This is a genomic window from Pseudomonadota bacterium, from assembly GCA_016719885.1.
In the GTDB taxonomy this organism is placed as follows: Bacteria; Pseudomonadota; Gammaproteobacteria.
The window spans coordinates 1-20680 of sequence record JADJYF010000004.1; the positions used below are offsets into that span (position 1 = coordinate 1).

The 20680-nt window shown below is 67.3% G+C and carries 16 protein-coding genes; 8 read left to right on the top strand and 8 right to left on the bottom strand.

Going from position 1 to position 20680, the window contains the following annotated elements; all coding sequences use genetic code 11:
* From IPM80_03745 to IPM80_03755, 3 genes are all read left to right on the top strand, one after another.
* A partial coding sequence (locus IPM80_03745; protein MBK8957549.1) for an ATP-binding cassette domain-containing protein occupies positions 1-1012 on the top strand: 1012 nt, incomplete at its 5' end.
* Complete coding sequence (locus IPM80_03750) at positions 1009-2313, top strand: HlyD family type I secretion periplasmic adaptor subunit (GenBank protein MBK8957550.1); 1305 nt, start codon at positions 1009-1011, stop codon at positions 2311-2313. The genes IPM80_03745 and IPM80_03750, both read left to right, overlap by 4 nt.
* 3 nt (positions 2314-2316) lie before the next feature.
* Entirely contained in the window at positions 2317-3606 is a 1290-nt protein-coding gene (locus IPM80_03755) for a TolC family protein (protein ID MBK8957551.1), read from the top strand.
* 82 nt (positions 3607-3688) lie between these two features.
* Here IPM80_03755 and IPM80_03760 read toward each other — a convergent pair whose 3' ends face one another.
* The gene (locus tag IPM80_03760; GenBank protein MBK8957552.1) at positions 3689-4267 is read right to left on the bottom strand and encodes a hypothetical protein; all 579 of its coding nucleotides are present in this window, start codon (positions 4265-4267) and stop codon (positions 3689-3691) included.
* 138 nt (positions 4268-4405) lie between these two features.
* Between IPM80_03760 and nhaA the strand changes: the two genes are divergently transcribed.
* Positions 4406-5644: a Na+/H+ antiporter NhaA gene (gene nhaA, locus IPM80_03765; protein MBK8957553.1), complete on the top strand. Its 1239-nt coding sequence runs from the start codon at positions 4406-4408 to the stop codon at positions 5642-5644.
* Between the two features lie 134 nt (positions 5645-5778).
* Positions 5779-6678, top strand: a complete 900-nt coding sequence (locus IPM80_03770; GenBank protein ID MBK8957554.1) for a hypothetical protein — start codon at positions 5779-5781, stop codon at positions 6676-6678.
* Positions 6679-6683: 5 nt separating this feature from the next.
* Here the strand turns inward: IPM80_03770 and IPM80_03775 are convergent, their stop codons facing one another.
* Both IPM80_03775 and IPM80_03780 read right to left on the bottom strand, forming a co-directional pair.
* Complete coding sequence (locus tag IPM80_03775) at positions 6684-7967, bottom strand: MgtC/SapB family protein (GenBank protein ID MBK8957555.1); 1284 nt, start codon at positions 7965-7967, stop codon at positions 6684-6686.
* An 88-nt stretch (positions 7968-8055) separates the two neighbouring features.
* Entirely contained in the window at positions 8056-11616 is a 3561-nt protein-coding gene (locus tag IPM80_03780) for a response regulator (GenBank protein MBK8957556.1), read from the bottom strand.
* Between the two features lie 224 nt (positions 11617-11840).
* On the opposite strand from IPM80_03780, the gene IPM80_03785 reads away from it, so the two are divergent.
* Genes IPM80_03785 through IPM80_03795 form a run of 3 tightly spaced genes read left to right on the top strand, consistent with a single transcriptional unit; the run spans position 11841 to position 17475 of the window.
* Positions 11841-13583, top strand: a complete 1743-nt coding sequence (locus tag IPM80_03785) for a SpoIIE family protein phosphatase (protein ID MBK8957557.1) — start codon at positions 11841-11843, stop codon at positions 13581-13583.
* A gap of 57 nt (positions 13584-13640) precedes the next feature.
* Entirely contained in the window at positions 13641-14768 is a 1128-nt protein-coding gene (locus tag IPM80_03790) for an AI-2E family transporter (protein MBK8957558.1), read from the top strand.
* A gap of 31 nt (positions 14769-14799) precedes the next feature.
* Complete coding sequence (locus IPM80_03795; GenBank protein MBK8957559.1) at positions 14800-17475, top strand: HAD-IC family P-type ATPase; 2676 nt, start codon at positions 14800-14802, stop codon at positions 17473-17475.
* Positions 17476-17636: 161 nt separating this feature from the next.
* Here the strand turns inward: IPM80_03795 and IPM80_03800 are convergent, their stop codons facing one another.
* From IPM80_03800 to IPM80_03820, 5 genes are read right to left on the bottom strand one after another with little or no spacing between them, the layout of a single operon-like run.
* Positions 17637-17921 carry an STAS domain-containing protein gene (locus IPM80_03800; GenBank protein ID MBK8957560.1) on the bottom strand — a complete coding sequence of 95 codons (285 nt, stop codon included), beginning with the start codon at positions 17919-17921 and terminating at the stop codon, positions 17637-17639.
* A complete protein-coding gene (locus IPM80_03805) occupies positions 17918-18496 on the bottom strand; it encodes an ABC transporter substrate-binding protein (GenBank protein ID MBK8957561.1) in 579 nt (192 codons plus the stop codon). The genes IPM80_03800 and IPM80_03805 overlap by 4 nt, the downstream gene beginning before the upstream one ends.
* Positions 18497-18546: 50 nt before the next feature.
* Positions 18547-19014: an outer membrane lipid asymmetry maintenance protein MlaD gene (mlaD, locus tag IPM80_03810; GenBank protein MBK8957562.1), complete on the bottom strand. Its 468-nt coding sequence runs from the start codon at positions 19012-19014 to the stop codon at positions 18547-18549.
* A gap of 19 nt (positions 19015-19033) precedes the next feature.
* Complete coding sequence (gene mlaE, locus IPM80_03815) at positions 19034-19834, bottom strand: lipid asymmetry maintenance ABC transporter permease subunit MlaE (GenBank protein MBK8957563.1); 801 nt, start codon at positions 19832-19834, stop codon at positions 19034-19036.
* The gene (locus IPM80_03820; protein MBK8957564.1) at positions 19827-20636 is read right to left on the bottom strand and encodes an ABC transporter ATP-binding protein; all 810 of its coding nucleotides are present in this window, start codon (positions 20634-20636) and stop codon (positions 19827-19829) included. The genes mlaE and IPM80_03820 overlap by 8 nt, the downstream gene beginning before the upstream one ends.
* Between the last annotated feature and the right edge of the window lie 44 nt (positions 20637-20680).

Consider the following 20680-nt stretch of genomic DNA (forward strand, 5'->3'; position numbering starts at 1 on the left):
CGAGATCAGCGCGTTCGGCAATTACACCGTCGCAACCCTGATTGGTCTCAACACCATCCTCATCGTGATGTTCGGCGCGACCATGGTCGCCGAACACACCCTCACCATGGGCCAACTGATCGCGGTGTCCATGTTGTCGTCGCGCGCCATCGGTCCGGTCGCCCAGATCGCGGGCCTGGTGTTGCGCTGGGAGCAGACCAAGGTCGCGCTGGCGGCGATGGACAAGGTCATGGCGGCGCCCACCGACGGCGGCGCCGGCGATCTGCACGTGCCGGGCCTGCGCGGCGCCATTGAACTGCGCGACGTGCATTTCGCCTATGCCGAGAACGCGCCCTTGCTGAAGGGGTTCAACCTGCGCATCGCGCCCGGCGAGAAGGTCGGTTTCATCGGTCGCATCGGTTCCGGCAAGAGCACCTTGCTGCGCCTGCTGCTGAACATCTACGCGCCCGTGCAGGGCACGGTCATGATCGACGGCGTGCCGGTGGGGCAGATGGATCCCTTGAGCCTGCGTCGTCAGCTGGGCTACGTGCCGCAGGACGTCACGCTGTTCCACGGTGACATCAAGGAAAACATCCTGCTCGGCTCGACCAATGTCGATGACGCGCAATTGCTCGAAGCGGTGCGCCTCGCCTGTCTCGAGGAAACCCTGCAGCAATTGCCGCAAGGGCTCGCCACGGAAGTGGGCGAGCGAGGCGAGCGGCTGTCGGGCGGGCAGCGCCAGGCGGTCGCCATCGCGCGTGCGCTGGTGCAGCGTCCGCGGCTCATCCTCATGGACGAACCGAGCAGCATGATGGACCCGGCCACCGAGCAGCAGCTGATTGCCAACCTCAAGCGTCTCGGCGACGTGACCTTGCTGCTGGTGACCCATCGCACCGCCATGCTGCCCTTGATGGACCGCCTGGTGGTGGTCGACCAAGGGCGCGTGTTGCTGGACGGTCCGCGTGACGAGGTGCTGAAGCGCCTGCAGGCCGGCGCGCAGCAGGCGCCGGTCGAGCGCGCGGTGAACGCATGAGTTCGATGGCGCACGCCGATCTCGACAGAGGGCCGCGACTCGCCGCGCGCGCGCTGGTGGCCGTGTTGAGCGTTTTCCTGGTGCTGGCGCTGGCGTGGATGAGCGTTGCGAAACTGGATATCTCCGTGCATGCCATGGGCCAGGTCACGCCGTCGTCCAAGATCCAGCTCATTCAAAGCCTGGAGGGCGGCATCGTGCGCGAGATCGCCGTGCGCGAAGGCCAGAGCGTGAAAAAGAACGATCTGTTGGCCCACGTCGAAAACCTGCAGTACACCGCCGAGCAGGGCGAAGACCAGCATCAGCTATGGGCGGCGCAGGCCGCCATCACGCGCCTCGACGCCGAACTCGCCGGCCGCACGCCGGTGTTCGCGCCCGAACTCGAGACCAACGTGCCGGACCTCGTCGCCAAGGAACGCAGCCTGTGGCTGACGCGTGAGAAGGAGCGCCACGACGCGCTCGAGACCGCGCAACGTCAGCTCGCGCAGCGTGAACAGGAACTGGTGGAAGCCCAGGCGCGCATCGTGTCCTATGCTGCGCTGCTGGCCAGCAGCCGCGAAAGCCTCGCCATGGAGGAGAAGCTCGCCGCCCAGGGCGCCGGTGCGCGCGCTGACTTCCTGCGTGCGCAACAGGAAGTGACGCGCGTGGAAGGCGATCTCGATGCCGCGCGCACCTCGGTGCCGCGTCTCGAAGCGGCCATCGCCGAAGGCCGCTCGCGGGTCGCGGAAGTGCTGTCCCATGCGCGCGCCGAATCGAGTCGCGAACGCAGCAAGCTCGCCACCGAGGCGGCGACCCTCACCGCCAAGCTCACCGGCAGCAACGATCGCGTGGCGCGCCGCGAACTGCGCTCGCCGATGGACGGCGTGGTCAATCGCCTCTTGATCAGCACCGTCGGCGGCGTGGCCAAGGCCGGCGAAACCATCATGGAACTGGTGCCGGTGCAGGACACCTTGCTGGTCACGGCGCGCGTGAAACCGTCCGACATCGCCTTCATCCGCCCCGGCCAGGACGCCATCATCGGCATCACCGCCTACGATTCGTCGATATTCGGGCGTCTCGACGGCAAGGTGCTGCGGGTCGGCGCCGACGCCATCGCCGATCCCAAGCCGCAGTCGGAAAATCCGCTGTATTTCGAGGTGGTGCTGGAGACCGATCGCAATTACCTCGGCAAGCCCGAAGAACGCCTGGTGATCTCGTCGGGCATGGCGGCTGATGCCAGCATCCACACCGGCAAGCGCACGCTCATGGAGTACATGCTGAAACCGGTGATCAAGACCTTCGACAAGGCCCTGCGCGAGCGCTGAGCGATGCGTGCCTTGCGTTCGTCCATGAATACCTGCGCGTGGCTGTGCGCGCTGCTCGCGCTATCGGCCGCCGGTGTGCGCGCCGAGAGCCTGGACAGCGTGGTGCAGGATGTCGTGGCGAAGCACCCGACGGTGCGCTCCAGCGCCGCGCTGCTCGACGCCGCCGCCGAGCGCGTGCGCCAGGCGAAATCCAATTACTACCCGAGCGTCGGCATGCAGGCTATGGCCAACAAGGCCCACGACAGCCAGCTCGGATCGCGGCTCGATCGCAGCACGCGCAACGCCGATGCCTTCCTGCGCTGGAACCTGTTCCGCGGCCTGGCCGACTATCACAGCGTGCGCATGGCGAAATCGGATCGCGATGCGGCGGACGAGGACCTCGCCGATGCGCACGAGCGTGTGGCCCTGCAGGTGGCGGCCGCCTATCTCGACGTGCTGCGCCTGCGTCGCCGTCTCGAGGTCGCCGCCAACTACGTGAGCGAGACCGCCAAGCTCATGGACGACGTCGGCAAGCTGGTGGCGGCCGGCAAGGCCGCACCCGCCGACATCGAACAGATCAAGGTCGGACACATCGAAGCGCAATGGCAGGTCGGACAGTTACGCGGCGAGCTGGCCGGTGCCGAGCAGGGCTATCGCCTGCTGGTCGGTACGCCGCCGGGCGAACTTCGGGATCCGCGCAACGAAGACGCGATGGCGACGCTCAGCCAGGACGACGTGCTCGAACAAGTGTTGGCCACCAATCCCAAGGTGCGGGCCGCGCAGGCACGCGTCGCCGCGCGCGGCGAGGAAGTGGGCGTGGCGGGCGGTGCCCTCATGCCGCGCGTCGACCTGGAACTGCGCAAGCGCGTCTACTCCGACATCAAGCCCGACCCGGTGGTGGAATCGCGCGACAGCGCGCAGGTCTCGCTCAATTACGAAATGCCGCTCGGCGGCGGCAATTTCAGCGCCAAGCGCGAAGCCGCGGCGCGCATGGCGGCGGCCCAGGCCGATCTGGACGAAGCACGGCTCGAAGCCGAGACCAACAGCAGCCAGTTGTGGAACGTGTGGAGCGAAGCGCGCAACATCAGCGACAGCCTCGGTAGCCGCGCCGCCGCCAGCGACAAGGTGGTGGCCGCCTACGATCAGCAGTTCAACGCCGGCCGTCGCTCCCTGCAGGACCTGATCGCGATCCGCGATGAACACCAGCGCACCCAGGCCGACGTCATCGACAACCTGCATGCGCGGCAGCTCGGCGCGATGCAGATCCTGGCCTTGTTGGGCAGGCTGCGCGAGAGTTTGAACGCCCATCCGTAGGTGCGAATTCATTCGCACATGGACGGCTGCACCCTGCATCAGGATTATCAATGCGGTGTGCGAATGAATTCGCACCTACCGATCACGGGTCCGCCCGCAGCAAGCGCTCCCGCACCTGGTCCTGACGCTCGTAGGCTTCCGCTTCCAGCGCATGACCGCGATCCTGGCAGCCGCCACAGGCCAGCATGTCGCGCACGTACTCGCATTTGAATTCACGCCTACCGAGGCGCTGGAACTGGCGGATGTGCTCGAGCTCGTGGGCGAGGATCTCGGCCAGGCCGTCGGTGCCGAGGCCCACCAGGCCGTCATCGAGGTAGAGCTGGCCGGGCGCGGGCACCATGCCGGTGCCGGCCGCCAGCGGGCAGAACGCGATATGGCTGGCGCGCAATTCGTCCTCACTCGCAAGCCCGGCACCGCGCAGGCGCGTCGCGGCGGCATCGATGGCCGCCGCCGCCGCGGCCGGCGCCTGGTAGAGGCTGCAGCGCGCCACCACCATCAGCGCGATCAGATCGAAGGCGTTCTCGCAGTCGAAGCGTTCGCCAGCGAGCGGCGCGGAAGTGGCGGGTGAGGCGGAGGGTTGAGGTATCGCGTCGTCGGCCGCGACCAGCAGCGGCGCGAGCCCGCACAGGCATGCGAGCAGCAGGGCGAGACAGCGCATCATGGCGTCATCATAACGTCGTGCCCGACACCTCTCGACAGTCGCGGTGCGTTTCTCGTATGTTTGCACCCAAGGGGTGCAACGCCAGCATTGGCGTCAGCAGGACTATCGCAGGGTCGGGCCGCCATGCGGGAGCCCGCTATGTCGTCGCCCAACCCTGACCAATCACGCCAAACAGGCCACAGCCTTTCGCTGGGCGCGCGCGTACGCCAGTTCATCGGTGTCGAGGCGTTAAGTGGCTTGGTGCTGCTGGGCGCCGCGGCGCTGGCGCTGGCATGGGCCAACTCGCCGTGGGCGGCGCATTACTTCGCGCTATGGGATTACGTGCCGGTGCCCGGTCTCACCGCCCATGCGCGGCCAGTGCCGCTCAGGCTGTGGATCAACGACGGCCTGATGAGCGTCTTTTTTTTCGTGGTCGGCCTCGAGATCCGTCGCGAAATGCACAACGGCGCGCTGTGCAACCTCAAGCTTGCAACCCTGCCCTTGCTGGCCGCCATCGGCGGCGTGACCGCGCCAGCCCTCATCTACATGTATTTCAACCAGGCGCCGCTGGCGCGTGGTGGCTGGGCGGTGCCGACCGCCACCGATATCGCCTTCGCGGTCGGCGTGCTGGCGCTGCTCGGCAAACGCGTGCCCAACGCGCTGCGCGTGCTGCTGCTCGCCATTGCCATCATCGACGACATCATCGCGGTGCTGATCATCGCGTTCTTCTATGCCGATGGCATCGCGCTGCGCGGCGTCGCGATCGCGCTGGCCGGCTGTGCGCTGGTGCTGATCATCCAGCGCACCGGCCAGCGCAAGCCCATGGATTTCGGCGTGCCGGCGCTGATCATCTGGTACGGCATGCTGAGCGCCCACATCCATCCCGCGATTGCCGGCGTGGTGTTGGGGCTGTTGACGCCGATGCGCGACCTGTCCGGCAGCCCGGTCGAGCGCCTTGAAGCGGCGCTGCATCCGTGGGTGGCCTACGGCGTGATGCCGGTGTTCGCATTCGCCAATGCCGGTGTGAATTTCGGCAGCGGCGGTAGTCTCACGAGCAGCGTGTCGCTAGGCGTGATTGCGGGCCTGGTGCTGGGCAAACCGCTCGGCATCCTGTTCGCCACGCGCGTGGCGCTCGCCGTGCGCTGTTGCGCACTGCCGGCGGGCGTCGAGTGGCGCGGCCTGGTGGTGTTGGGCATGCTCGCCGGCATCGGCTTCACGATGGCCATCTTCGTCGCCAACCTCGCCTTTCCGTCCGCCGCCATGCTGGCCGAAGCCAAGCTCGCGGTGATGAGCGCGTCGCTGCTGGCGGCAATTCTCGGCCTCGGCGCCGGCTACCTGCTCCTACCGCCTGTGGGTCGGACTTCAGTCCGACATTCACCAAGCGCCCCGTCGGACTGAAGTCCGACCCACGGGAGAAAGGATGCCATGTGCGATTGAATCCGCGCCGACCCTGACCCACTCGCGTCCATCGGCCACCTTGCACAATCGCGGCCGGCAGGGCAGGCTGCGTGGGGCCACCCCAGGACGTCCGCATGCCCACCCAATCCCGCCGTGCACCGACGGTCAGCATCCAGGTCGGACACCGCAGCGTGTCGGGCACCGGCCTCGCCCGCAGTCGGTCCCGCGACGTATTCCACCAGTGCATGTCGATGTCATGGCCGCGCCTGCTGGGCTGCTATGCCTTGTTCTTCGTGATGGTGAACACGCTGTTCGCGAGCCTCTTCGCGCTCGATGCCAAGGCCGTGGTCGGCCAGCGCATACCCGACTGGTGGGACCTGTTCTTCTTCAGTGTCGAGGTGTTCGGTACCGTCAGCTTCGGCGGCTTCATGCCGAGCAGCGCCTACGGTCACGCGCTGGCGTCGGCGGAGATCCTGCTCGGCATCACGAGCTACGCCTTCATGACCGGTCTCACCTTCGCGCGCTTCACGCGCCCGACGGCCGAACTGGTGTTCGCCGCCCATCCCATCATCACCGTGCACGAGGGCAAACCGACCCTGGTCACGCGCGTCGCCAACACGCGCCACAACCACCTGTCGGACGTGACGGTCAAGTTCTGGGTGTCGGTCAACGAAGTGATCAATGGCAAGGTCGTCAGCCGTCGCACCATGCGTGCGCCGCTGCTGCGCGATGACAGCCCGCTGCTGATCCTGTCGTGGCTGGTCTACCACGTCATCGACGAGCGCAGCCCGCTGCATGGTCTCACCGAGCAGGATCTCGCGGCGCTCGACGTCAGCTTGTCCTACAGCATCAGCGGTCACGACCAGAACTATGCCCAGCAGGTGCACGCTCAGCACTTCTACCACCACACCGACATCCGCTGGCGGCACGCCTACGTCGATACGGTCTACGAGACCGACCAGGGCAAGGTCGAAATCGACTTCAGCAAGTTTCACGATACGCGTCCGCTGGACGCGCCCGTCGCCACGCGCTGAGCGCGCTACAGGACCAGCACCACGCCGAGTGCAATGCCGAGGCTGGCCACCAGGCCCGGCCAGATCGCGCGTTTCAAAGCCGCCGCGCCGGTGCTGAGCACGATACCGGCCTTGACCAGGGTATTGGCCGCCGCCGCCAGCACGATGGCGCGCGCCGCGCTGTCGGCGGCAAGGCCGTCGGGCGCGCGACTCAGCTGCGCCATCGACAGCGTGATGGCGTCGACGTCGGCAAGCCCGGCGGCGATGCTCGAGACATACAGGCCGGCGTCGCCGAAATACAGGCGCGCACTGTTGGCGAGCAGCAGGATGAGCATGTACAGCGCGCCGAAGCCCAGCGCCGGCCCGAGTTCGAAGGGATTCTCGAAGCGCTCGGGATCGGGGCTCGCGTCGCGCGCTTCGGAAAAATAGAGATAGGCGCAATACACCAGGCTGACCGCCGCCGCCGCGCCCAGTGGCAAGGCCAGCTGCGCGAGCAGCGCGCGATTGACCACCCACACTTCCACCAGCACGCGCATGAACATCATGGTCCAGGCCAGGAGGATGGCGAGCGCGAAGGGCTTGGCCAGTCCGTCGGCATCATGGCTGCGCGCCGAGAAGCTCAAGGTCACCGCGGTGCTGGAGGCGAGACCGCCGAGCAAGCCGGTCAGGCCGACGCCGCGAGACGGGCCCACCACCTGGATCATGACGTAGCCGCAGAAGCTCAGGCCCGAGATCAACACCACCATCAGCCAGATCTTGTACGGCACCAGCACATCGAACGGCGGTGGGCCGAAACCATGGCGCGGCAGCACCGGCAGGATCACCAGGGTCAGCACCGCGAAGGTCAGGGTCGCGCGTACGTCTTCGTCGGTCAGGCGACTGGCGAGGCTGCTGGTGTGCAGCTTGAGGGCCAGCAGCACGGTGGTGGTCACCGCCAGCGCGGCGGCAAAACGCAGCTCACCCCACAGGCACAGCGCGCCGGCGAACAGCGTGACGAACGCCGCCATCTCCGAGGTCATGCCGAGGCGTCCGCGCTCGACCGAATGACGATAGGCGATGGCGATGATCACGCCCACCACCAGCAGCAGCGTCGGCAGTACCAAGGGCGCGTTGGCCAGCGAGCTGACCAGCGCGGCGGTGCCGCCGAGCAACGCGAACAGGGCGTAGGTGCGGGTGCCGGCGAACAGCTCGCGCCGCTCGTCGCTGCTGCGCTTGGAGGCGTATTCGCGCTGCAGGCCGACCAGCATGCCGAGCAACAGGGCCGAGCCGAAGCGATAGAACAGCGTGAGTGAATCGATGGGCTCGGGCATCGGCGCGGCTCGCTTGCGACAGGCGAGCCACGAGACTAACAGCGCGCCACGGCGCTGCCTTGATTTGCGTCAGCGCGCGACGGCGCGCTCAGACTTCCGACAGGCGCGGTAGCTGGCCGGCGTGTTCGAGTTCCGCCACCCGCCGCCGCACGTCCTCGAAGGCACGCTGGATGGCGTCGGCCAGGGTGTGCAGGGATTCGGCGTCGCCGACGCCCGCCGCGTCATCGACCTGCGCGGCCTGCGCGGCGAGTTGCCGCGCGCCGACGTTGGCCGCCACGCCGCGCAACTGATGGGCGTGGCGCTGCATGTCCTCGACGGCGCCGTTGGCGATGGCGTCGTTCAAGGCCGTCAGACGTTCGGGCGTGTCGCGCAGGAAGCTGGTGAGGACCGCCGCCAGCAGGGCGTCGTCGTCGCCGAGGCGGCCGCGCAGGGAAACGAGGTCCAGCACCGTGTCGTGCACACCGGCGATTGTGCCGGGCGCGGCGCCAATGGCCTCGAGCCGCGGCCCGAGGTCGGGCAGCCAGCGGCTCAGCATGGCCTGCATCTCGTCGGCGTCCAGCGGCTTGCCGATGTAGTCGGACATGCCGGCGGCCAGGCAGCGATCCTTGTCGGCGCCGGTGGCATTGGCCGTCATCGCGATAATCGGTATGCCGCGATCGCGCACGCCGCCGTCGCCGCTGCGCACCGCGCGGCTGGCGGCATAACCGTCCATTTCGGGCATCTGGCAGTCCATCAACACCAGCGCGTAGTCGCGCGCCGCCAACGCTTCCAGCGCCGCCACGCCGTTGACCGCGATGTCGACGCCAAAGCCGAGGCGCGCCAGCATGCCGCGCGCCACCTGTTGATTGACCACGTTGTCTTCGACCACCAGCAGGTGGCCGCCGCTGGCGCGCTGTTCGCGCAGCCGATGCAGCGTGATGAGTTCGGCGCTGCCATCACCCGGCTGCCCGTGCAGTCCCAGTGCCTGGCACAGGCAGGCGTGCAGATCGTCGGCGTGGGTCGGTTTGGGCAGGTAGGCGGCAAAGCCGGCCTCGCGTGCGGCCTGTGCATCGCCGCGTCGCGCACTGGAACTCATCAGCACCAGCGCCGGCGCGTGCTCACCGGCGGCGGCGCGGATCTCAGCTCCGACACAGAGGCCATCGTTGCCCGGTAACTTCAAGTCGATGATGACTATCTGCACATGCTCGCCGGCGACCGCCGCGAAGCGCAGGTAGTCGAGCGCCGCGCCGCCGCTCGCCACCGCTTCGCAGCGCACGCCCCATACGCGCAGGTAGGCGGCCATCACTTCGCGATGGGTGAGGTTGTCGTCGACGATCAGCACGTGGGCGTTGCGGATATCGGCGATGGGCGGCGTGGCGCGTGGGGCGTCGGCGGGCGCGAACGCAAGCTCGAACCAGAATGTCGCGCCGCGGCCGGCGGCGCTGGTGAAACCGATGCTGCCGCCCATCAGCTCGCACAGCTGCTTGCTGATGGCGAGGCCGAGACCGCTGCCGCCGAATTCGCGCGTCACCGAGCTGTCGGCCTGCGAGAAACTCTTGAACAGCAAGGACTGCTTCTCGAGCGGAATGCCGACGCCGGTATCGCGCACGCTGAAGCGCAGGCAATGTTCGCCCTGGCCTTCCGCCACGCAGCTGACCGACAGCACCACTTCGCCACGGTGCGTGAACTTGATGGCGTTGCCCAACAGGTTGACCAGGATCTGACGCAAACGCCCGGGGTCACCCACCAGGTAGCGCGGCAGTTGCGGTCCGACGTCGCACACCAGTTCCAGGTCCTTGTCCTGCGCGCGCGGCGCCATGCTGCGCGCCACGTCGTTGACCAGCGCATGCAGGTCGAATTCGATGCGGTCGATATGCAGTTGCCCGGCCTCGATGCGCGAGAAATCGAGGATGTCGTTCAACAGCGTCAGCAGTGCCCGCGCACTGTTGCGCGCGGTGCTGACGAAGCCGCGTTGTTCGCTATCCAGGGTCGAGCTGCCGAGCAGGTCGAGCATGCCCAGCACGCCGTTCATGGGCGTGCGGATCTCATGGCTCATGTTGGCGAGAAAATCGCTCTTGGCGCGGTTGGCGGCCTCGGCCTGGCTCTGCGCGCGCTTGAGCATGATTTCGCGCAGCTTCTGCGCGGTGATGTCGCGCGCCAGCGTGATGACGCGGCCGCGCGTGCCGATCTCGGGCACCATGTTGATCGACACCGCCACCGGAATGTCGCGACCGTCGGCGGTCTCGAACACCGATTCCATGACGAAGGGTTTGCCCGGCTCGCGCTCGATGGAGGCGCGCATGCTGGCCATGGTCACCTCGTCGGTGCCGCGATCGAAGGCGAAGGCCGGCATCGCCGCCAGTTCCTCGGCGCTGTAGCCGAGCATCGTGCTGGCCACGCGGTTGGTGTACACGAAGCGATTGGTGGCGATGTCGCGCACGAAAATCGCGTCGCCGGCGACATCCATCGCGGTGTTCATTTCGCGCAGCGCCTGCTCGCGCGCCAGCCACGCGCTGACGTCGCGCACCAGCACCAGCACGCGGCCGTGGCCACTGCCGCCCTGGCCCGGCACATGGTGCAGGGCGGCTTCGATGGGAATGGTTTCGCCGTCGCTGCGACACAAGGTGGTTTGCAGCGTGACGGTGCCGCAGTCGCCCGCGATCAGGCGGCTAACCAGGGTCCGAGCCTGCTGCTCGTCGACCTCCGGCGTGATGTCGAAGGCGCGCATCGCCAACAGCTGCTCGGCGCGATAGCCGGTACCGACGCAGGCGCCGCGATTGACGTACACCAGGCGCAGGGTGTCCGGCTCGATGATGAAGATCTGGTCGGAGGCCGCGTCGAGCGCCGCCGTCACGTCCTGCAGCGCGCTCTCGCGACGACGCGCGGCGTCGACATCGATGTTCTGGCCAATGATGCGACGCGTCGGTATGCCGCCGTCGCCCTTGACGATGCGACCGACGCTGCGTATCCAGCGATAGTTGCCGTCGGCGCAGCGGATACGCGCTTCGTAATCGAGGACGTCGAGGCGATGGGCGAGAAACTGCTCGATGCAGTTCGCGACATGGGCGCGATCATCGGCATGCACGCGCTCAAAATAGGCGCTGTCCGGCACATGGGCCGGGCTGGACTCTTCTCCCAGCATGCGCCACCAGGTGGCATTGGTTTCGAGGTATTTGTCGTCGACGTGCCAATCCCACAGGCCGACGCGGTTGGTGCTCAAGGCCAGTTCGGCGCGCTCGCGCGCTTCGCTGAGCTCGCGTTCGGCAGCCTGCTGGGAACTGAGATCGTGGTAGCGACCATACAGGCCGATCACGGCGCCGTGCTCGTCGCGCAAGGGAAACATGGCGCTGGACACGTTGATCTCGACGTTGCCGGCGATCACCAGGCGGCGCTCCACCGACAGCGCCAGGCTGCGGCCTTGCAGGATGCGCGCGTGGTCGGCGGCCAGCACCTCGGCCTGCGCCGCCCACGCCAGGTCGGCATCGGTGAGACCGCGTATGTCATCGACCGAGGACAGCCCGGCATCGCGCGCGAACGGCAGGTTGCAGCCGAGATAGCGGCCGTCGCTGCCTTTCCAGAACACGCGTTCCGACAGCACGTCGAGCACCTGTTGCTGGACGTGCACGGTGTTCACGAACGGACTGTCGGGTGGGGGCGTGGTCGAATCCATGGCACCGATGCTGATGAATGTCCTTGAGGCCGTGGGTGACGCGACAGCGGTGCTGAGCGCGTCTCCCGTGCAGCGCTTAGCGGCCATCGGGCGCCGCGTCTTTACCGCTGTCCGCACTACAGCGAGGGCGATGCGCGGCCGCTAGCATCAAGTCGGTCATGCCCACTCGATAGCGTGCGCACGGCCCGCCAAATGCGAACCCAAACACAGTGAGCACCCATTTCATGAGTCCAGCCAGCGCCGCCGCTCTCGAACCGGAGCATCCAGGCGAGCACGCCCCCCACGCGCTGATCGTCGATGACGAGGCGACCAATCGCCTGATCCTGCGCGGCTTGCTGAGTCGCCTCGGTTACCGCATCACCGAGTGCGTCAACGGCGCGGACGCGGTGGCGGTCAGCAGCGAAACGCGTTTCGACATCGTGTTCATGGACGTCATGATGCCGGTCATGGACGGCGTGGCCGCGACCCGCATCATGAAGTCGCGCGAGCAGCAGCGCTTCGTGCCGATCATCTTCCTGACCGCGCTGTCGGACGAAAGCACGGTGGCGCGTTGCCTGGACGCGGGCGGTGATGACATCCTGGCCAAGCCCTACAGCGTGGCGGTGCTGCGCGCCAAGGTCAGCGCCCTGCAGCGCATCCAGGCGCTGCAGGACCGCGTCACCTCCATGCATGCGCAACAGGTGCGCGACGAGCAGATCGCCGAGAAGCTCTTCTCGCGCGTGGTCGGCGCCGGCAATTTCTCCCATCCCTCCATCTGCGCGGAACTGCGGCCGGCGGCGCGCTTCAGTGGCGACGTGTTCCTGGTGGCGCGCGCGCCGTCGGGCGAGATCTACGTGCTGCTCGGCGATTTCACCGGTCACGGCCTGGCCGCCGCCATCGGCGCCCTGCCGGTGTCGGAAGCGTTCCGCGCCATGACCGCCAAGGGTTTTGCGCCCGAGCAGATCCTGCGCAGCATCAACCGCAAACTGAACACGCTGTTCCCCACCGGCATGTTCATGGCGGCGCATTTCATCGCCATCGATCCGAGCCTGAAATACCTGCGCGTCGCCAACTGCGGCATGCCCGACCTGCTGGTGTTCGGGCCCGACCCCGCGCAAGCGGTTACCAACATCGTCGCCCACAGCCTCGCGCTCGGCATCACCCAGGACATGTTCCTGCGCGACGGTCCGCGCACCTTGCCGATCGAGCCCGGCAGCCGCGTGCTGCTGGCGTCCGACGGACTGTTCGAAGCGGTCGCGCCCGATGGCACGGCTTTCGGCACCGAGCGCGTGTTGAACGCCATGCGCGGCGTTCCGCACGGCGCCGTGCACGGCCTGCCGGCGGTGCTCGATGAGCTCGAGCGTTTCTGTGGCGCGGCGCCGCAGGCCGATGACATCACCGCCATCGAGATCCTGTGCGATGCCAGTCTCATGGATTCCGGCGCCGCCGAATCCGGCAACGCGGCGAACATCGCCGACCTCGCGCGTGACGGTTGGCAGGTGCACCTGACCTTGCACGGTTCGCAGCTCGCGGTCATCGACCCGGTGCCGATGATCATGAACCAGCTGCAGGAACTGGCCGGTGTCGAAGCGCAGCAGAGCGCCTTGTTCACGGTGCTGACGGAGTTGTTCGTCAATGCCCTGGACCATGGCGTGCTCAAGCTCGATTCCGGCCTCAAGACCGGCAGCAGCGGCTTCGAGGCCTACATGAACGAGCGCGCGCGGCGACTCGCCGAACTCGATGACGGCTGGGTGAGCATCGCGGTGTCGGCGCCACCCGGCGACCACAAGGGCGCCATCGAGATCACGATCAGCGACAGCGGCGGCGGCTTCGACGTCGCGGCCTACCACCTGGCCTGCGAACATGCGGCCAGCACCAATACACCGCTGCCTTTCGGCCGCGGCTTGTCGCTGGTGCGCGCGCTGTGCGCGGGGATGGAACACGACGCGTCGGGCGCGCAGGTGAAAGTGGATTATCCCTGGCGCTAGCGTTGCGCGCGCCGCGCGCTTGACACTCCGTGGCGCAGGTGAAAGCCTGACACCGCGATGTCAGCGCAACACGACCTACCGCCGCCCGCAAATTCCACACGGCCGAGTGCCAGCGATCGCCAATGGCTGTCGCGCCTGTTCTTCCTCGGCGCGTTTGCCTATCTCATCTACCAGTCGCTGTTGATACTCTCGCCCTTCGGCACCGCGTTGACCGCGGCCTTGATCGTGAGCATGGTGTTCTATCCGCTGCATGCGCGGCTGGTGAAGGCAACGGGCAGTGTCAATGCCGCCGCCAGCGCTTCCACCGTGCTGGCGCTGCTGACGGTGGTCGTGCCGTTCATGGTGCTCGCCTGGTTGCTGCTCGCGGAAGCGGGCAAGGTGCTGCCGCACGTGACCGAGCTGCTGGCGCGCCCGGCCGACACGGTCGATGCGCGCGGCGTGGCGCTGTCCAAGGTGCTGGCCGCCTGGTGGACGCGCATCCAGACCTGGCTCGGCGCCTGGCATATCGATCTGCGCGCCGTTGCCCTCGAGAGCGTGCAGCAGGTCGGCAACACGCTCACCTCGCTGGGCGCGAAAATGCTGAAGAATTTCGTGCTGGTGGTGTTCGATCTGATCGTACTGGTGGTCGCGGTGTTCTTCTTTTTCCGCGACGGACCGCAGCTGGTGCGCGCGGTGGTCAACCTGGTGCCGATGGAGGAAGGCGACAAGCACATGGTCATCGCGCGCCTCGACCAGACCCTCAACGCCATCGTGCGCAGCGCCTTCATCACCGCGACCGTGCAGGGCACGCTGGCCGGCGTGGGCTTCGCGGTGGCCGGCGTGGGCTTTCCGGTGCTGCTCGGATTCGCCACGTCGCTGCTGGCCCTGGTGCCGTTCGCGGGCGCGGCGCTGGTATGGGCGCCGGTCGGCATTTACCTGCTCTACAGCGGAGATCAAAGCGCCGGCATCGGCATCCTGATCTGGGGCGCCGTGGCGGTCAGCATGAGCGACAACCTGGTGCGCACGCTCCTGATCAGCGGCAGTACGCAACTGTCGCTGCTGGTGCTGTTCCCCGGCATCCTCGGCGGCATCCAGGTGTACGGCGTGGCCGGCGCGCTGATCGGCCCGCTGGTGATCGCGACCTTGCTGGCCTTTGCGCGCATCTACCACGAGCAGTACGCCAGCCGTACGCAACCTCCTGCTTGACGCAGCGCGCCGCCAGTCGCCTCATCGCGCCGTGAATCTCGACGCCCCGCACCGGCTTGCCGTCGAGCAGGCCTTGCACGCGCTGGACAGTGGCCACCATGGTCTCGGTCTCGCCGAAGTCGCGCGGCGCGCGCGGCAATGCGGGCCCAATCGCCTGCCGCGTCGCCCGCCGCCGAGCCTGCTGGCGGTGCTGCTGCGGCAGTTGCGCGACCCGATGATCCTGGTGCTGGCCATCGCGGCCTTGGTGGCGACGGTCTTGAGCGACTGGTCCGACGTCGCGTTCATCGCGCTCGTGATCGTCATCGATGTCGTGATCGGCGTCAGCCAGGAGCGTGCCGCGCAACGCACCGTCGATTCGCTGCAGGGCATGGTGCGCACCCGCGCGCGCGTCGAGCGCGGCGGCGAGGCTTACGAAATCGACGCCGAGGAACTGGTGCCGGGCGACGTGCTGTTGCTCGAATCCGGCGCGCGCGTGCCGGCCGACGTGCGCATCCTGACCTGCCATGATCTCAGCATCGACGAGTCGCTGTTGACCGGCGAGTCGGCGGCGGTCGGCAAGCGCGCCGACGCCTTGCTCGATACCGACTGCGCGCTGGCCGAACGCATCAACATGGCCTTTGCCGGCACCTTGGTCACGCGCGGACGCGCCGTGGCGCTGGTGACGGCCATCGGCATGGCCACCGAGGTCGGCCGCATCGCCGCGGCGCTGGACGCGCCGCGCGTGGCCAAGCCGCCCTTGCTGACGCGCATGGAACGCTTCACCGTACGCGTCGCGGTGCTGGTGATGGTGGCAGTGACCGTGGTGTCGGCGATCGCCATCGCGCGCGGCGCGGCGTTGGCGGAAGTGTTCCTCGCCTCGCTGGCGCTGGCGGTGTCGGCGGTGCCGGAAGGATTGCCGGTGGCCTTGACCATCGCGCTCGCCATCAGCATGCGCGCGATGGGGCGGCGCAACGTCATCGTGCGGCGCCTGGCGGCGGTCGAGTCCCTGGGCTCGTGCACGTTCATCGCCTCGGACAAGACCGGTACCCTGACCGCCAACGAACTGACCGTGCAGACCCTGTGGATCCCGGGCGCCGTGCCATGGCCGGTGAGCGGCACCGGTTGGCAAGCCGAAGGCGCGATCGAACATCCGCCGGCGGCGACGGCGGCCGTGCAGCGACTGTGCCACGCCGCCGCGCTCGCCAATGAAGCTTTTCTGGGCCGGCGCGACGGCCAATGGATACATCACGGTGATGCGGTCGATGTCGCCCTGCTGGTGCTGGCCCACAAGGCCGGCATCACGCGCCCCGAGTTGTTGCTCGATCATCCCGAGCTTGCGAGCCTGCCCTTCGAGTCCGAGCGCCTGTTCGCGGCCGGCGTCAACCCGCTGGCCGAGGGCCTGGTGGTCAGCGTCAAGGGCGCCGTCGAAAAGGTGCTGGGCATGTGCACGCGGATGATGACCCAGGACGCGTGCGTGGCGCTCGATGCAGGCTTGGTGCAGCGCGTGGCGGCGAGCCTCGCGCGTGACGGCTTTCGCGTGCTGGCACTGGCGCAAGGTCCGGCGCAGCTTCAGCACGACGCGGCGATACGCGAGGACGAACTGCGCGATCTGGTGCTGCTCGGACTGGTCGGCATGATCGACCCCCTGCGCCCCGAGGCCGAGGAGGCCATCGCGCGCTGTCGCGGCGCCGGCATCGAAGTCGCGATGTTGACCGGCGATCATCCCGACACCGCGCTCAGCATCGCGCGGCGCCTGGGCCTGGCGAGCGACGCCGCGCAGGTCGTGACCGGCAGCGCGGTACGCGCCGCCGCGGCGCGCGGCGACGCGGCGCTCGAGGCGCTGGTTGCCGATGCCCGCGTCTTCGCGCGGGTCGAGCCACAGCACAAGCTCGCCATCGTCACCGCCCTGCAGCGCCGCGGCCACGTGGTGGCCGTCACCGGCGACGGGGTCAACGATGCCCCGGCGCTGCGCGCCGCGCATGTCGGCGTCGCCATGGGCCGCGCCGGCACCGACGTGGCGCGCGACAGCGCCGACCTCATCATCACCGACGACAATTTCAGCTCGCTGCTGGCCGGCGTCGAGGAAGGGCGCATCGCCTACGCCAACATCCGCAAGGTGGTATTGCTGCTGGTGGCGACCGGTGTCGCGGAAATCATCCTGTTCGCGTTGGCCATCGCCAGCGGCCTGCCGCTGCCGCTGCTGCCCGCGCAGATCCTGTGGCTCAATCTCATCACCAATGGCATCCAGGACGTGGCGCTGGCCTGGGAGCCCGGCGAAGGCGATGAACTGCGGCGTCCGCCGCGCGCGCCCGACGAGGCGGTCTTCGATCGCGCCATGGTAGAACGAGTGGTGTTGTGCGCACTGGTGATGGCGCTGCTGGCTTTCGGCCTCTTTCACAGCCTGCTCGGCGCCGGCGAATCGGTCGCCGCGGCGCGCAACCATACGCTGCTGCTGATGGTGCTGTGCGAGAACCTGTTGGTGTTCGTGGCGCGCTCCGAGCGCAACTCGGCGTTCAGTTCCAACCCGCTCAACAATCCCTTGCTGTGGTGGGGCACGCTGGCGGCGCAGGCGGTGCACATCGCGGCGCTCTACACGCCCGGCCTCAACACCATGCTCGGCCTGGAGCCGGTGACGGCGCAAAGCTGGCTGGCGCTGCTGGGCCTGGCGTCGGTGCTGTTGGTGGTGATGGAAATCTACAAGTGGGCGGTGCGCAGGGCTGCGTCGTGAGACGCGGCTGCGCGGCACGCGTATGCAGAAGAGTCAGGCTGAAGCCTGACCCACAAAGAATCGGATCGGGCTGAAGCCTGGTCTTCGACCGGTGTGGGTCATTTGCCTGTGGGTCAGCCTTCAGCCTGACATTGCAATGGAATGTGCGAATGAACTCGCACCTACACGGCGGCGACGAATTCGCTGACCCCGTACAACTCCGCCAGCGCGGTCACGCCGGCCGGCAGGTTGCGCAGCGTGAGGCCGCGGCCGGTGGCGGCGGCCTCACGCCGCCAATGCAGGATGAGGGCGAGGGCGCTGGAGTCGACCGCCTCCACGCCCTGCCAATCGATTTCGAGTGCGGCGTCGGTCATGAGGGGCGCGGCGGCGTCACGCAGCGCGACGTGGGTCGCGAGCGTGACCGGCCCTTCCAGCAGCAGGCGCTGACCGTCGCGGCGTATCGTCATTGCGTGGCGCCGGCGCGCGCCGCGGCGTTCTTCTCTTCCAGCATCGCCACCAGGCCATCGATGCCTTTTTCGGCAACGGTCGCATCGAACTGGCTGCGGTAGTTGATGACCAGGCTCACGCCGTCCACCAATACGTCGTAGACCTTCCAGTCCTCGCCGACCGCGCCCATGCGGTAATCCATGTTGATGGGCTTGCCCTGTGGCGTGGCGACCATGGTGTGCACCATCACGTCGGGGCCATTGGGCGCCTTGTCCAGCGCGCGGTATTCAACGTTGCGATCGCGGAATTGCGCGAGCGCCACCGCGTAGGTGCGCACCAGCAGCGTGCGGAAGCCGTTGGTCAGCGCCTCGCGCTGAGTGTCGTTGGCGCTGCGCCAGTTCTTGCCGACCGCGAGGCGCGTCATGCGCGTGAAATCGAAATGCCCGAGCACCTTGGCCTCGACGATGTCGATGACCTTGCTGGTATCGCCGGCAGCGATGTCCGGATCGCTGCGCACGATACCGAGCACTTCTTCCGAGGTGGTCTTCACCAGTTCGTCGGGCGCCATGCCGGCATGGGCGCTGAAGGCCATCATCAGCAGGCACAGCGCCTGTAACGGGCGCGCGAGAGTGGTTGTTGGCACGTTCATTTTCCTCCGTTGCTCTGAGCCTTGTCATACAGGAAGCGGCTGATGAGCTGCTCCAGCACCACGGCTGATTGGGTTATCTGTATCTGGTCGCCGGACTTCAGGAAAGTTTCATCGGCCCCGGCTTCCAGGCCGACGTAGTTTTCGCCCAGCACACCGGACGTCAATATCGAGGCGCTGGTATCGGTGGGAAATTTGTAGACGCCGGTGATGGTCATGGTGACCTCGGCCTGGTAGCCAGCCGGATCGAAATCCACCGCATCGACGCGCCCCACGGTGACGCCGGCGGCGCGCACCGGCGCGCGCACCTTGAGACTGCCGATGTTGTTGAACTTGGCGCTGACGGTATAGCTGCCCGCATCGCCACCGAAACCGAGATTGCCCACCTTGAGCGCCAGGAACAGCAGGGAGGCGAAGCCCACCAGCACGAACATTCCCACCCAGAATTCGACTATGCGGCTATTCATGTCTTGAACCCGTATTCATTCAATTACCCCACATGCGCATCATGAAACCGGTCAGCACCAGGTCGAGCGCCAGCACCAGCAGCGAAGAGTGCACCACGGTGCGCGTGGTGGCGCGTGACACGCCTTCCGCCGTCGGCGGCGCATCGAAACCTTCGAAGGTGGCGACGGCACTGATGCCGACGCCGAACACCATGCTCTTGATGACGCCGTTCATGATGTCGTGATCGAAATCGACGGCGGCCTGCATCTGCGACCAGAACGCGCCTTCGTCCACGCCGATGAGGCGCACGCCGACGATGTAGGCGCCGAAGATGCCCATCGCCGAGAACAGCGCCGCCAGCAGCGGCATGGAGATGACGCCGCCCCAGAAGCGCGGCGCAACCACGCGCGCGATCGGATTGACCGCCATCATGTCCATCGCGACGATTTGTTCGGTGGCCTTCATGAGGCCAATCTCGGCGGTGATGGCCGAGCCCGCGCGGCTCGCGAACAACAGCGCCGACACCACCGGCCCGAGTTCGCGCACCAGCGACAAGGCCACCAGCACGCCGAGCTTTTCCTCCGAGCCGTAGGTCTGCAGGGTTTCATAGCCCTGCAGGCCCAGCACCATGCCGACGAACAGGCCCGACACCATGATGATGATGAGCGAGAGGGCGCCGGCGAAATAGATCTCGCGCACCGTCAGTGCCGGGCGCACGAGGCTGGTGCCGGAGTGGCGCAAGACCTGAACCAGGAACAGCGTGGCCTGGCCCAGGCGTCGTATCGCCGCCAGTGTGAATGCGCCGATCGCGCCGACTTGTGACGTAGAGCCCTTAGGCATGGGACAGGCCGAGGTCGGCGGCGATGGGGGCGGCCGGGTAGTGGAAGCCCACCGGGCCATCGGCTTCACCGTGGATGAACTGGTGCACGGTGGGCTCGGTCGAGGCGCGCATTTCGTCCGGCGTCCCCGACGCGACGATGCGGCCGTCGGCCATGAGGTAGACGTAATCGACGATGTGCAGCGATTGCTGCACGTCGTGGGTGACCACCACCGAGGTCGCGCCGAGGGCATCGTTGGAGCGCCGGATCAGCTGACCGATGACGCCGAGCGAAATCGGATCGAGGCCGGCGAAGGGCTCGTCGTACATGACCAGCATCGGGTCCAGCGCCACGGCGCGCGCCAGCGCCACGCGCCGCGCCATGCCGCCCGACAACTCCGAGGGCATGAACTCGGCGGCGCCGCGCAGGCCGATGGCGTTGAGTTTCATCAACACCAGGTCGCGAATGCTTTCTTCCGGCAGATCGGTGTGTTCACGCATCTGGAAAGCGATGTTCTCGAACACCGACATGTCGGTGAACAAGGCGCCGAACTGGAACAACATGCCCATGCGCCGGCGCATGCGGTACAGGCCCGCCTGGTCGAGCTCGTGGATGATTTCGCCGGCCACTTTCACATAGCCCTGGGACGGTCGCACCTGGCCGCCGATCAGGCGCAGCAGCGTGGTCTTGCCGCAGCCGCTGCCGCCCATCAAGGCCACCACCTTGCCGCGCGGTACCGACAGCGTGATGTTCTTAAGGATCTGCCGCGCGCTGGAATAGCCGAAGCTGAGATCCTTGATTTCGACCAGGGGTGGAGAAGACACGGTAAAGGGATTCGGGGTTGTCGGCGCTGAGTGGGCCGGCATTA